Below are 12,925 nucleotides of genomic sequence, written 5' to 3'. Positions count from 1 at the left end.
CCTTCTCCGTAACGTGTCGGGCGTACCGGCGGGCGGTCCGCTTGGGGCCGTTCAGTGGGCCCACAGGCCCCGGACATGGCCGAGGTGACGGGTCATCACCTCGCGTACGGCGTCCTCGTCGCGGGCGAGGAGCGCGTCGAGGAGCTGGAGGTGTTCCTCGGCGGACGACTTCAGCAGTCCCCGCTCGACGAGCGCGGTGAGCCCGTACAGCCGTGACCGCTTGCGCAGGTCGCCGACCACCTCGACCAGATGCTCGTTGCCGGCCAGGGCGAGCAGGCCGAGGTGGAAGCGGCGGTCGGCCTCGACGTAGGCGATGAGGTCGCCGTCCGCGGCCGCGGTCACGATCTCCGCGGCGGCGGGGCGGAGGGCCTCCAGTGCCACGGGGTCGGCGGTGGCGGCGAGGCCCACGACAACGGGGATCTCGATCAGCGACCGGACGTGGGTGTACTCGTCGAGCTGACGCTCGGAGACGGCGGTGACCCGGAAGCCCTTGTTGGGCACCGTGTCGACCAGTCCCTCCTTGACGAGGTCGAGCATGGCCTCGCGCACCGGTGTGGCGGAGACTCCGAAGCGGGTGGCCAGCATCGGCGCGGAGTAGACCTCGCCAGGGCTCAGCTCGCCGGCGACGAGGGCGGCGCGAAGGGCGTCGGCGACGCGCTCGCGGTAGCTGGGGCGCGCTCCGCCGAGGGTGGGGAGGGCAGGTCCTGCGGCGCCGGCGGAGGCCTTGGAACTCTTGTCCCCGTTGCGCTGAGCAGCCATGCGGTGGTCCTCCTGGACGGAATGTGTGTCTGTGCGGCCGAGCGGAACATGCGTCGCGGCGCCGCGCGCATCAGACACACGGTGCGGTATGCAATGTCACGTGCCACCAGCATTCATGGCTCGTTCACACCGGGGAGAGCAGGGTGACCGTCCGGGTGCGGGTGTAGAAGTCCAGAGCCGCCTTGCCCTGTTCCCGCGGGCCGTGGCTGGACGCCTTCTCGCCGCCGAAGGGAAGGTGGAAGTCGACTCCGGTGGTGGGGGCGTTGACCTTGACGAGACCGGTGTCGAGGCGGTCGGCGCAGCGCAGGGCGGCGTCCAGGTCGGCGGTGTGCACGGAGGCGGCCAGACCGTGGGCGACCGCGTTGGCGCGGGCGACGGCCGCATCCAGGTCCGGGGCCGAACTGAACGCGGCGATGGGCCCGAAGACCTCCTCGGTGGCGAGGAGATGCCTGTCGGGCAGCTCGTCGACCAGGGTCGGCCGCGCGTACCAGCCGGGATCGCCGCCCAGTGCCCTGCCGCCGGTGAGCACCCGGCCGCCCGAGCGGGCCGCGGCGAGTACGGCGTCCCGGGCCTGCTCGGAGATCAGCGGGCCGCAGGCGGTTGTGGGCAGGTCCGGGTCGCCGACGGCGAGCGCTTCGAGGGCCGCCACCAGGGCGTCCCGCAGCGGTCCGGGGTCGCCGACGGCGATGACCCGCTTTGTCGCGGTGCACTTCTGCCCGGCGTATCCGGCGATCGCGGCGGCGAGTTGCGCGGCGGTGGCCCCGATGTCGGCGTCGGGCAGCACGATGGCCGCGTTCTGCCCGCCCATCTCGGCCTGGACCGGTGTGCCGAGCGCGGTCGCGGCCTGAACGACCGCCCGGCCGACGGCTGTTGAGCCGGTGAAGGAGACGACGTCCGCACTGTCGACGAGCGCGCCGCCCTCCTCCGCCCCACCCGGGACGACGGTGAGGACATGGCGGGGCAGTACCTCGTCGAAGAGTTCACCGAGCCGCAGCGCGCAGGCCGTGGCCGGTTCGGCCGGCTTGAGGACGACGCAGTTGCCGGTGGCGAGGGCGGGCGCCGCCTTCCACACCGGGATGGCCAGCGGGAAGTTCCACGGCGTGATCAGCCCGGCCACCCCGTAGGGCGCACGTCGGGTGAACAACAGCCCGGCTCCGGCGGCCGGTTCGTGGACGGAGCCGACGGGGTCGTACGGCTGCTGCGCGTAGTACCGCAGGATCGCGACCGTACGGGCCACCTCGCCCCGCGCCTCGGTGATCGGCTTGCCGACCTCGCGCGAGACGAGGCTCGCGAGTTCGTCGCCGGCCGCCTCTACCCGGTCGGCGGCCGCGTGCAGTGCGGCGGCCCGGCGGCCGGCGCCGCCCTCCGCCCAGGAGCGGGCGCCGCTACGGGCCCGGTCGACTGCGGCGACGACGCCGGTCCGGCCGGTGGCGGGGGTCTCGGTGAGGATCTCGTCGGGGTGGGCGGGGTTGTGACTGACGACGGTCGCGGCCATGGCGGTCATTCCTCGGGAGGGTCGGGGCGAGTCAGAGGACGAGGCCGGCCGTGAACAAGTCGGCCGGGTCCAGCGGGTACTGGGCGGTGCCGGTGATCCAGGCCCGTCCGGTGATCGTCGGCACCACGACGGGGTGTCCGGCGACGTCGGCGGCCTCGACGAGGCGGCCGGTGAAGGACGTACCGACGAAGGACGTACCGATGAAGGACTCGTTGACGAAGTCCTGGTCCAGAGGGAGTTCGCCGCGGACGGGCAACTGCGCGCCGCGCGGATCACGTGCGCGGCAGTCGGCGACGGCATCACCTGACAGCCTTCTGGACACTGGACAACGGACTCCGCCCGCGAGATCCGGCACCAAGTGCGGTTCCAGGTCGGGTAGTTCATGGGGGCTACCCTCCGCGCGTCCACGACCGCCGTGCGCCAACCGGCGGCGAAGGTCTCCAGCGCCGCCGCGCTCTCGGGGCGGAAGGCGACGACCACACCGCCCTTCGCCTCGAACTCCACGCCTCTGCCCGTGCCCGGCTCGGGGCCAGGCCCGCCCGGGTCGCTCAGAGGGCGCAGGAGCGCCCGCCGTTTCGGCTCCGACGACCACGATGTCGCAGGTCAGTCGCTTGCTCACGCCAGTACAATGTCACATGTTTCTGTTCAGGCCAAGGCCCCCTGGGCCGCGCTTCACCGTCCCACGACGGCGATCACGACTGCCTCGCAACAGAGAAGGGCTTGAAGGTGGCCAAGGATCCCTGCTTGCACCTCCGCCACCACCGGCGCCGGACCACCCACTCCCCCGGTCCCCTGACCACGCTGCCGCTTGCGCGGCAAAGGAACTGAGACAGACCGTCGCCGACCACCTTGAGGCCTGGCTGGAAGCGAAGGCGCCGGTGCTCAATCCGGCGACTGGATGCAGGGTGTGTACGGCCCCGGGGTCAGTGGCCGCCCTCGGGTCCACCGGTGAAGACCTCGATCAGCTGAGCGACCGGGTCCGGGCCGAAGCACATCTCCAGCCCCTCGGCCGACTCCGCGGCCTTCTCCTCGCTGCGCGGGAACAGCTCCTCCTCGTAGACGGCGAGCGCCTTCTCCGTGTCGCCCGGGTGGGCGGCGATGGCCTGACCGAGCTGCGCGCCGTCCAGCATCGCGAGGTTGGCGCCCTCGCCGGCGAACGGCGACATCACATGGGCGGCGTCGCCCAGGAGGGTCACCCCGGGAACGCGGTTCCAACGGTGGCCGACCGGCAGCGCGTTGACCTTGCGCGGCGTCAGAGCGCCGTCGGCGCGGGCGATCAGCGCCTTGATCCTGTCGTCCCAGCCGTCGAACTGGGCGAGGACGGCTGCCTTCGCCGCCTCCGTGTCGGTGAAGTCGACGGTGCCGAGCCAGTCCTCGGCGACGCGCAGCGCGGTGTAGATGTGCAGGCTGCCGTCGGTCTTGCGGTGAGCGAGGAATCCCTTGCCTCCGTCGAGCGCGAAGAGCATGCCGTGACCGACGAGCGCGGCCTCGTCCGGGTGACGGGTGTCGGCCTCCTCCAGACCGGCTTCGACGAAGGAGATACCGGTGTACTCGGGCCAGGCGTCGGAGAGCAGCGGGCGGGTGCGGGACCAGGCGCCGTCGGCCCCGACGAGCAGGTCCGTGGTGATCCGGGAGCCGTCGACGAAGGTCACCTCGTGTCGGCCGTCACCGAGCGGACGGGCGCCGGTGGCCTGCCGGCCCCAGCGGACGGTGTCCTCGGGCAGGGAGTCGAGCAGCAGCTGACGCAGCTGACCGCGGTCGACCTCGGGGCGGTCACCGTTGTCGTCGCCACCGGTTTCGTCCCAGTGGACGGTGGCGTGCTTGTCCAGAACGCGGCTGGCGTCCCCGCCGCGATGGACCAGGGCGAGGAAATCGTCGTGGAGTCCGGCGGCGCGCAGCGCGATCTGGCCGTTCTCCGCGTGGATGTCGAGCATGCCGCCCTGGGTACGGGCGTGCCGGTCGGCCTCAAGGTCGAAGACCACGGCCTCGATGCCGCTGACGTGCAGCACGCGGGCCAGAGTCAGGCCGCCGAGGCCGGCGCCGATGATCGCGATGGGGTAGTGGTTGTCCATGTCGAGATCCTTTCAGGATGCGAGTTTTATTTCGTTTTGGACTGGTCTGATGTGCTTCCGATGCGCTCAGGAACCGGCTCGGGACGGCTGTTTGCCGGTGGGCTGATCGGTGGTGGACTTGCCCCGCAGGGGAACCTCCTCGATGAACACGGCGGCGACGAGTGCCGCCACGGCGCAGACCGCGCCGACCAGGAAGATCTGCTGGGTGCCGTGGGCCACCGAGTGCGTGTAGGCGCCCTTGGCCGCCTGGGACACGGCATGCGTGTTCGCGTGTCCGCCTTCGGCGGGAGCGGCGCCGTTGCCCTGCAGGGCGCGCGTCAGCAGGGACCCGAAGACGGCGACGCCCAGGGAACCGCCGAGGGTGCGGAAGAGGCTGGTGGCCGCGGAGGCGGCGCCGATGTCGCGCAGTTGGACGCTGTTCTGGGCGATGGTGTTGGCCATCTGGATGGTGAAGCCGGTGCCCACACCGACCAGGACCATGTAGGCGCTGGTCGTGAAGCGGGACGTACTGGTGTCCATGGTGGACAGCAGCCCCATGCCGACGGCGAGCGAGGCGGCACCCGCGACGGGGAAGATCTTGTACTTTCCGGTCTTGGACATCACCTTTCCCGCCACCATGGAGGCGACGACGGTGCCCGCCATCATCGGCAGCAGGAGCAGCCCGGAGTTGGAGGCCGAGGCGCCCTGCACGGTCTGCTGGTAGAGCGGCAGGTACAGCGAGCCGCCGAAGGTGGCCGCACCCGCGACGGTGAGCAGGACCGCGGCGATGGGGAAGTTGCGGTGCCCGCTGAAGATCCGCAGCGGCAGCAGCGGCTCGCCGGCCCGCTTCTGGGAGGCGACGAAGGCCAGCAGAAGGACCACTGCCGCCGCGGCGAGAGCGAGGATCTGCCAGGACCCCCAGGCGTACGTGCTGCCGCCCCAGGTCGCGGCCATGACGACGGTGCTGATCATGGCGGTCATGAGGGTGATGCCGAGCCAGTCGATGACGACCTTGCCCCGGTGGGTGGTCGGCACCTTCAGCAGGAGCCCGCACCACACCAGACAGACAAGGCCGACGGGAACGTTGACGTAGAAGGCCCAGCGCCAGCCGAGGTGCACTGTGATGAAACCGCCCACCAGCGGGCCGCCGATGCTGCCGACGGCCTGGACGATCGCCACCATGCCCTGGTACTTGCCGCGCTCACGGGGCGGCAGCAGCGCCCCGATCAGCGCGAAGGCCCCGGCCGCCAGGCCGCCGGCGCCGATCCCCTGCAGGGCACGGAAGCCGATCAGCTCGCCCATGGACGTGGCCTGGCCGGAGAGCACCGAGCCGATCATGAACACCACGAGTGAGCCCAGGAACATGTACTTGCGGTTGAAGAGATCGCCGAGCTTGCCCCACACCGGCGTGGAGCAGGTGGTGGTCAGCGTGTAAGCGGTGACCACCCAGGACATGTGGTCGATGCCGCCGATGTCCGCGACGACCGTGGGCATGGCGGTGCCGACGATGAGGCCGTCGAGCATGGACAGCAGCATCGCGAGCAGGACGCCGAGCAGGACCCAGCGGATGTTCTTCGGCACGATCGGCTCGGCGTCGGCCGCGGGTGCGGTGGATGCAGACATGGCGGAGCCTCCTCTTCGGAAGCGGTAGGAGGTGAACGATTACGATCGTAGCGAACACGTTCGCTACGAACAAGTTCGGCCTGAATACGAAGACGCTCACCACGCCAGGGAGGCGACCAACAAGGGACGGTTCGTCACGAACACGTTCGGTACGCTTGGGGCATGACCGCCCGACCTGAACCCGTCAGCCGCCGTGAGCGACCGGCCAAGCCCGCCCTGACCCGTAGCGGAATCATCGCTACCGCCGTCCGCGTCATGCGTGCGGAGGGACTGCAACACGTCACGATGCGCCGTCTGGCCAAGGAACTCGACACAGGTCCGGCCTCGCTGTACGTCTACGTGGCGAACGCAGCCGAGTTGCACGCCGCGATCCTCGACGAGCTGCTGGGCGAGGTCGACCTGGGGCCGGCCGGCGCGGGCGGGGACTGGCGCGAGGGGATCGAGGCCATCCTCTCCTCCTACACCCACCTCCTCGTCCAGCTTCCGAGCCTCGCCCACTCCGCACTGGTCGCCCGCCCCTCTGGCGCCAACTACCTGAACCTGCTGGACGCGTTGCTGGCTCTGCTCAAGCAGGGCGGTGTGCCCGACGACCAGGCGGCCTGGGGAGTGGACACGCTGCTCCAGGTCGCCACCGCCAGCGCCGCCGAGCACGCGGGCGAGGACGATTCGGACAGTACGGAGAAGGAGTGGGAGGCAGTCGCCGCCGCCGTGGAGAACGCCTCCGCGGACCAGGTGCCACACGTCACCGCACTCGGGGCCGAACTGCTCTCGGGGAGCCCGAAGATGCGCCGGAAGTGGGCGACCCGGATGCTGCTCAACGGCATCCTGCACACACCTCGCGACCCATCCTGACCTCGGGAACTGTCGTCCGGACCTGTCGCCGCCGGTGTCGAGTCGGACGCGGCCGACTTCGTCGGTGAGCTGGCCGCAGACCGTGCCAATGGCTACGGCCACGATCTCCGCGCCGTCCTCGGCGATGCCCCCCGGCCTCCGCCCCGTAGGGGAAACGGATGTGGTCCAGGGGTCGGGTGCGCCGGGAAGCCGCAGCGATCCAGCGGCCGGCCCAACGTCTGACGGCCCGGTTCTGCGCGACGCAACCCACTGGGACGAGGTGGTCCGGATGGGGACTCCGGCGTCCGCGAGGGGGGAGCAGCTCAGGAAGCCGTGTGGCTCCGCTTCCTTTCGGTGCGAGGTGGCTCCCGGACCCGTATTCAGGGCTTGGCAGAGGCGCGGGGAGCCCGGCGGCGGCGGGGGGTGGCGCGCTGGGGGGCCAGGTCCGGGGGTGGGGTGCCGGGGTCGGGCAGGGGCTGGAAGGGCAGGTCGCCGTCGTAGTGCACGGCGAGGGTCAGCATGTCGGCGGCGAGGCGGCGTGCGTCCGGCAGGCCGAGTGCGGACTCGTCGGTGATCAGCCGGTTGGTGAGGCCGTCGAGGAGCGCGAGGGCGACGGTCGCGACGTCGGAGGGGTCGCAGTCGCGGAAGTCACCGGTGCGCAGGCCGTCTTCGACCAGCGCGGCCAGGGGACGCAGCATGCGTGCGCGGAACTCGGCGAGCGTCGCGGCGAGTTCGGGTGATCCGGAGGAGCGGATCTCCAGTTCGGCCCACAGCCGGCATTCCAGGACGTCGGCGTGCGTGAGCGGGAGTCCGAAGTCGATGAGGTCCGCCAGCCGTTGGGGCGGGGTCTCGCGGTCCGCTTGTCGGGCGCGGCCGGCGAGGCGGGCTTCGGCGCGGGTGAGGGAGTGCGCGAGTGCGCCGGTGAGCAGCCGTTCGCGGCCGGTGAAGTGGTAGTGCACCAGCGCGGTCGAGACGCCGGCGCGGGCCGCGATGTCGGCGATGCGGACGCCGTCGAAGCCGTCCCGGGCGATCAGTTCGACGGCGGCCTGCAGAATGCCCTCGCGCGCGCCGCCGGCGGTGTCCGCGGCTGCGTCGTCGGTCTTGGTCGCATGCTCGTTCACGGCGTCGATCCTGTCACAGCCCCTTGCCTCATCCCTTGACTGACTTTAAAGTCAGCAACCTGCTCCTGACTTTAACATCAGGGGAACGGTACAAGGAGAGCACCATGAGCCGCTACGGCGCGATGTTCGGCCCCGACATCACCTTCCTGGGCATCGACCCCTGCACGCTGGACGAGCCCGAGACCTACGCGGACGCCGATGTCGTGATCGTCGGCGCACCGTTCGACGGAGGCGTGAGCCACCGCCCGGGCACCCGGTTCGGCCCGGGCGCGATGCGGTCGACGGACTACAACGCGCACGACGGCTCGCGTCCCTCGCTGCCTCTCCGGGTCGACGCACTGCGGGACCTGCGGGTGGTGGACGCCGGTGACGTGGAGATGTTCGCGGGCGACATCGAGGGCAGCATCAAGGCGATCGAGGAGGCCGTGGCGACCGTATCGGCGTCCGGCGCGGTGCCGATCGTGCTGGGCGGCGACCACACCATCGCCCTGCCGGACATCACCGGTGTGGCCCGCCACCGCGGCTGGGGCCGGGTCTCCGTCATCCACTTCGACGCGCACGCGGACACCGCGCACATCGAGTTCGGCCACCTGCACGGACACGGCCAGCCGATGCGCCGGCTGCTGGAGTCCGGCGCCGTGCGCGGGGACCGGTTCCTGCAGATGGGCCTGCGCGGCTACTGGCCAGACGGCGAGACGCTGGACTGGATGGCCGACCAGGAGATGCGCTCGTACGAGATGAGCGAGATCGTCGCCCGCGGTCTGGACGCCTGCGTGGACGAGGCAATGACCATCGCGCTGGACGACTGCGACGGGGTGTTCCTGTCCGTGGACGTCGACGTCGTCGACCCCGGCATGGCGCCGGGCACCGGCACCCCCGAACCCGGCGGTCTCACCTCGCGGCAACTCCTGGACACCGTCCGCCGCCTGGCCTGCCAACTGCCCATCGTCGGCATGGACGTCGTCGAGGTCTCGCCGCCCTACGACCACGCCGACATCACCGCGTTCCTCGGCAACCGCATCGTCCTCGAAGCGCTGTCCGGCATGGCCGCGCGCCGCCGCGGCGACGCCTGGCAACCGGCGCGCCCGCTGCTGGAGGGACGCGGCACCCGCGACCTCGCCGGCTGACGCGACTCCGCCCACCGCTGTCGCCACAGCACCCGCCGCCCCACCAGCACCGCAGCGTTTCCCCGGACCGCACCCTTTCACCCCGTTCGAACCGGAGGACCCGGTGCCCCCAACTGGACCTGCCAGAACCACGGCCGACCCGGTGCCGCCGCCCACATCGCCCGCCACAGCACACATCGAAACCCGCGGCATCGACCACATCCCCGACGACGAACGCCACGGCCGCCCCCGCGACCTGCTCTTCGTCTGGGCCGCGGCCAACGTGAACTACCTGTCCGTCGTCCTGGGCGGCAGCCTGGTCCTGCTCGGTCTCAACACCTGGCAGGCGCTGCTCGTCGTCGCCCTGGGCAACCTGTTCTGGACGTTCAACGGCATCCTCGCCATCAGCGGACCCGTCTCCGGCACCCCCTCCAGCGTGCTGACCCGCGCCGTCTTCGGCATCCGCGGCAACCGCGTGTCGACCGTGATCACGAACTGGTCGGTCTGCGTGGCGTACGAGGCCATCAACCTCGCCATGGGCGCACTCGCCGGCTTCGCACTCCTCGACCAACTCGGCGTCGCCGTCGGCACAACGACACGCTGGACCGTCGTCCTGCTGCTCGCGGCCGTCACCATCGTGGTCAGCGTCTACGGCCACGCCCTGATCGTGCGCCTGAGCCCGGCGTTCACCTGGATGCTGACCATCACCCTGACCGTGCTCGCCGGATTCGTCGTCGCCCACGCCGTACCCGGGCGGCAGCCCGCCGGGGCCCCGCACGGCGGCGAACTGTTCGCGATGGCGCTGCTCGGCTTCGCCGTCATCGCCTCCGGCCCCCTGTCGTGGGGCACGGGAGCCGACTACGCCCGCTACCTGCCGGCCGACTCCTCGCGCCGCGCGGTGGCCGGATGGACCACGGTCGGCGGCTTCATCCCCTCGGTCCTGCTCGGCGCGGTCGGCGTACTCGCCGGCACCGCCGTCGACATGACCGACCCTCAGGTGTCCCTGAAGGAGATCGTGCCGGGCTGGTTCTACCCGCTCTTCCTGCTGGCCGTCATCATCGGCTCGGTCGCCGGCAACATCCTCACCATGTACAGCTCCGGCCTGGCCCTACAGGCCGTCGGCCTGCCGATCAGGCAGTGGGCCGCCGTCCTGCTCGACGGCGTCGCCGGCGTCGCGATCACCGCGTACGCCCTGTTCGTGACCGACTTCATCGACGCCCTCAGCCAGGTCCTCGAACTCACCGTCGCCGTCCTCGGCCCCGGCCTGGCCATCAGCGTCGCCGACCTGATCCTGCGCAGCAATCGCTACCGCGGCCCCGGCCTGCATAACGAAACCCCCACCAGCGCCTACTGGTACCACGGGGGCGTCAACCGGGCCGGCGTCACCGCACAGGTCCTCGGCTCCACCGCCGCGCTGCTGTGCATCAACTCCACGGACTTCCAGGGCCCCCTCGCCACCGCACTGGGCGGAGCCGACCTGTCCGCGCTGGTCGGACCCACGTGCCGCGCCGTGCGGTCAACTGCCCGGTGCGGACCAGCAGGGCATCCCCCGGGCGCACGGTGGAGCCCTGTGCCGAGAGTGCCTGTTCGAGATCGTCGACGGTGATCGGACAGCCCGGATCCAGACCGTCGACACCGAAGTGGGCGGGAAGGTCCACCAGCACGCCGCGCAGTACCAGGCGGTCGCTCCAGTGCTGGATGCCGTTGCGTGCCGCGCCGCGCGAGGTGTGCTCGGCCGCGCTGCAGCCGTTCCACATCCGGCCCTTGTAGAAGATGTGCGAGAGCGCGTCCCACTGTGTTCCGCACTGGTGCCCATGACGACCAGGTCGTCGGAGAAGCCGAATCCGCCGACGGGCCCGAGGGCGGACAGCACCTCGTCCTGAGTCCCGGCGAGGTGGTCCGTGCCGGTCGCGGTGGTGATCAGCTGGGGGTTGGACCGCAACCCGCCGGGCTGCGGTCCGCTCCGGTCGTAGGGCAGGGTCAGGGAGATGACCTTGCCGTCGCGGACCAGCGAGGCGGCGGCGCGAACCTGTTCGGCGCCCACGAGGTTCAGTGCGCCGAGTTGGTCGTCCTCGCCCCAGCGGCCCCGGCGGCTGAGCCGGGTGATGTAGTCGTCGAGGATGTCCGTCGGGCTCATCGGACCGTCTTTGCGGTGGCGAGGGTGCGGTCGAGCCAGCCGATGATCGTCGGGAACACTTCGGGCAGCTTGCTGACCGCGCAGTGCCCGGTGTCGGGAACGAGGTTCACGACGGTGTCGCGGCGGCCCTGGAACACCAGGGTGTCGTGCTGGGGCACATGGACGTCGTCGGCGCCGTTGACCACCAGCATGGGGCTGTTGCGGTCCTGGTCGAGCAGCGGCCGTAGCGAGAACTCCGCCCTGCGTACGGCCAGTTGCTCGATGGTGGGCGGCGCGTCGAAGCCCATCGCGTTGCCGACGATCCCGTCCATCCCGAAGGCGTACGTCCGAGCTTCGGTGAACGCCGTTTCGACCGGCCCGCCCAGCACCACGGCGGCGTCGGCCTCACCGCCGAGACCCGACCGGGCCGAGAAATATCCGCCCATCGAGATGCCCACGTGCGCCACCACGCCGTTGCCCAGCGACCGGGCGTGCTCGATCAGCCCACTGACCATTTCCGCGCCGCCGGAACCGGTCATCGGCACCGTCGATTCGCCGGTTCCCGCGATGTCGAACACCAGCACCCGGGCGCGCAGCTGGGTGGCGAGGAGCACCATCAGCCCGTGCACATCCATCTTCCAGCTGTCCACGCCTCCGCTGGCGAGCACCACCGGCCGGTCGGCGGGAAGGTCGAAGGGCGTGAACAGATGGACCGGGACACTGGTCGTGTTTCCCCGGTACGGCAGTTCCAGCACGTCCCGCTGGAACCGCACGCCGAAACCGGGTGCGGCGAGCCGGTACTGCTCAAGCTGCTTGGCGAGCGCGACCCGCTTGCTTGCGTCTGCCAAGCTGGGGAACTTCGCCCATCCGTAGGCCAGCGCCGCCTGCTCATGGGCTCCTGCGTCGGCGTAGGCCGCGGCCAGCTTCGACCATTCATGGACCCAGCCGCCCGGAGCGTCCGCCCACATCTCGGTGACCGCGGCGCGCACGGCGTCGATGTCGGCCACCGGCAGTCCGGTGTTGACCATCTGTGGATACCGCTCGCCGAACAGCTCCGACGCGTCCAGCGGCCATTGATAGGACATGACGGCTCCTTCCGTTCCTTCTGCGACACACCTTCTGCAACACAGTCACTAACGCAGATATCTTGCATTAGTGGACGCTACGCCCGCCCTGAAACAAACGCAAGATCCGTGCGTTAACGTGATGCGGTGAGCAAGAACGAGACGAGCGACCAGGCAGAGGCGTCCCGCCGTCCGGGCGGCCGGTCCGCGCGGGTCCGCGCCGACGTCCTGCGGTCGACCCTGGAAGCGCTCGCCGAGAACGGCGCGAGCGGCTTGACGGTGAGCGAGATCGCCCGGCGGTCGGGCGTCCACGCCACCTCGATCCAGCGGCGCTGGGGCACGCTGCAGAACCTGACCCTGGACGCACTCCTGACCTACAGCCAGGAACAACTACCGGTCCCCGACACCGGAAACCTCCGCGACGACATGGTCGCGCTGGCCCGACTGATCGCGGCCTACCTGAACACCCCGCTGGGCGCCGCACTGGCCCATACGATGGCCGCGGTCGAGGAAGATCCCAACCTGGCCGAGAACCGCGCCCAGTTCTGGCAAACCCGCTACGACGTCACCCGAGTCATCGTCGACCGCGCCATCGACCGCCACGAGCTGACAGCCGACACCGATCACCAGATGACTCTCGAACTGCTGGTCGCACCACTGCACTTCAGGGCGCTGCTCATCCGGCAACCCATCGAGGAGGACTGGATCGAGCGGATGGTCGACACGCTCCTGCACGGATTGGCCGGCTAGAGCTCTGCC

10 protein-coding genes and 2 pseudogenes are annotated in these 12,925 nt (G+C 70.6%); 4 read left to right on the top strand and 8 right to left on the bottom strand.

Features of this window, described 5'->3' with window-relative positions; all coding sequences use genetic code 11:
• Positions 1-51: 51 nt before the first annotated feature.
• The 5 genes and pseudogenes from AB0I69_RS14890 to AB0I69_RS14870 all read right to left on the bottom strand — a co-directional run bounded on the left by AB0I69_RS14890 (position 52) and on the right by AB0I69_RS14870 (position 5,928).
• Positions 52-759: a GntR family transcriptional regulator gene (locus AB0I69_RS14890; protein ID WP_363096010.1), complete on the bottom strand. Its 708-nt coding sequence runs from the start codon at positions 757-759 to the stop codon at positions 52-54.
• Positions 760-883: 124 nt separating this feature from the next.
• Entirely contained in the window at positions 884-2,263 is a 1,380-nt protein-coding gene (locus AB0I69_RS14885; protein ID WP_363096009.1) for an aldehyde dehydrogenase family protein, read from the bottom strand.
• Between the two features lie 22 nt (positions 2,264-2,285).
• Positions 2,286-2,516 (bottom strand): annotated as a pseudogene (locus tag AB0I69_RS14880) (proline racemase family protein); the annotation flags it as partial.
• Positions 2,517-3,177: 661 nt separating this feature from the next.
• Entirely contained in the window at positions 3,178-4,326 is a 1,149-nt protein-coding gene (locus tag AB0I69_RS14875) for an NAD(P)/FAD-dependent oxidoreductase (RefSeq protein WP_363096008.1), read from the bottom strand.
• A 66-nt stretch (positions 4,327-4,392) separates the two neighbouring features.
• Complete coding sequence (locus tag AB0I69_RS14870) at positions 4,393-5,928, bottom strand: MDR family MFS transporter (RefSeq protein WP_363096007.1); 1,536 nt, start codon at positions 5,926-5,928, stop codon at positions 4,393-4,395.
• 162 nt (positions 5,929-6,090) lie between these two features.
• Between AB0I69_RS14870 and AB0I69_RS14865 the strand changes: the two genes are divergently transcribed.
• A complete protein-coding gene (locus AB0I69_RS14865) occupies positions 6,091-6,780 on the top strand; it encodes a TetR/AcrR family transcriptional regulator (protein WP_363096006.1) in 690 nt (229 codons plus the stop codon).
• Positions 6,781-7,139: 359 nt separating this feature from the next.
• Here AB0I69_RS14865 and AB0I69_RS14860 read toward each other — a convergent pair whose 3' ends face one another.
• Complete coding sequence (locus AB0I69_RS14860; RefSeq protein WP_363096005.1) at positions 7,140-7,880, bottom strand: TetR family transcriptional regulator C-terminal domain-containing protein; 741 nt, start codon at positions 7,878-7,880, stop codon at positions 7,140-7,142.
• 104 nt (positions 7,881-7,984) lie between these two features.
• Between AB0I69_RS14860 and speB the strand changes: the two genes are divergently transcribed.
• Positions 7,985-9,007 carry an agmatinase gene (speB, locus tag AB0I69_RS14855; RefSeq protein ID WP_363096004.1) on the top strand — a complete coding sequence of 341 codons (1,023 nt, stop codon included), beginning with the start codon at positions 7,985-7,987 and terminating at the stop codon, positions 9,005-9,007.
• Positions 9,008-9,110: 103 nt separating this feature from the next.
• Positions 9,111-10,469: pseudogene (locus AB0I69_RS14850) on the top strand (cytosine permease); the annotation flags it as partial.
• Here the strand turns inward: AB0I69_RS14850 and AB0I69_RS14845 are convergent.
• Both AB0I69_RS14845 and AB0I69_RS14840 read right to left on the bottom strand, forming a co-directional pair.
• The gene (locus AB0I69_RS14845) at positions 10,411-10,743 is read right to left on the bottom strand and encodes a cyclase family protein (RefSeq protein ID WP_363096003.1); all 333 of its coding nucleotides are present in this window, start codon (positions 10,741-10,743) and stop codon (positions 10,411-10,413) included. The pseudogene AB0I69_RS14850 and the gene AB0I69_RS14845 overlap by 59 nt on opposite strands.
• Before the next feature lie 376 nt (positions 10,744-11,119).
• Positions 11,120-12,187, bottom strand: coding sequence for an alpha/beta hydrolase (locus AB0I69_RS14840; RefSeq protein WP_363096002.1), 1,068 nt, complete (start codon positions 12,185-12,187; stop codon positions 11,120-11,122).
• A 126-nt stretch (positions 12,188-12,313) separates the two neighbouring features.
• On the opposite strand from AB0I69_RS14840, the gene AB0I69_RS14835 reads away from it, so the two are divergent.
• Positions 12,314-12,916 (top strand): TetR-like C-terminal domain-containing protein, encoded by a 603-nt coding sequence (locus AB0I69_RS14835; protein WP_363096001.1) that lies wholly within the window; start codon positions 12,314-12,316, stop codon positions 12,914-12,916.
• Positions 12,917-12,925: the final 9 nt, after the last annotated feature.

It is taken from the genome of Streptomyces sp. NPDC050508 (assembly GCF_040655155.1).
Classification (GTDB): Bacteria; Actinomycetota; Actinomycetes; order Streptomycetales; family Streptomycetaceae; genus Streptomyces.
This window is presented reverse-complemented; position numbering and strand designations above follow the sequence as displayed.

Coding starts and splice junctions, on each gene's coding strand:
- AB0I69_RS14865 (WP_363096006.1), top strand. CDS start 6,091: ATGACCGCCCGACCTGAACCCGTCAGCCGCCGTGAGCGACCGGCCAAG.
- AB0I69_RS14890 (WP_363096010.1), bottom strand. CDS start 759: ATGGCTGCTCAGCGCAACGGGGACAAGAGTTCCAAGGCCTCCGCCGGC.
- AB0I69_RS14840 (WP_363096002.1), bottom strand. CDS start 12,187: ATGTCCTATCAATGGCCGCTGGACGCGTCGGAGCTGTTCGGCGAGCGG.
- AB0I69_RS14885 (WP_363096009.1), bottom strand. CDS start 2,263: ATGACCGCCATGGCCGCGACCGTCGTCAGTCACAACCCCGCCCACCCC.
- AB0I69_RS14875 (WP_363096008.1), bottom strand. CDS start 4,326: ATGGACAACCACTACCCCATCGCGATCATCGGCGCCGGCCTCGGCGGC.
- AB0I69_RS14870 (WP_363096007.1), bottom strand. CDS start 5,928: ATGTCTGCATCCACCGCACCCGCGGCCGACGCCGAGCCGATCGTGCCG.
- AB0I69_RS14845 (WP_363096003.1), bottom strand. CDS start 10,743: ATGTGGAACGGCTGCAGCGCGGCCGAGCACACCTCGCGCGGCGCGGCA.
- speB (WP_363096004.1), top strand. CDS start 7,985: ATGAGCCGCTACGGCGCGATGTTCGGCCCCGACATCACCTTCCTGGGC.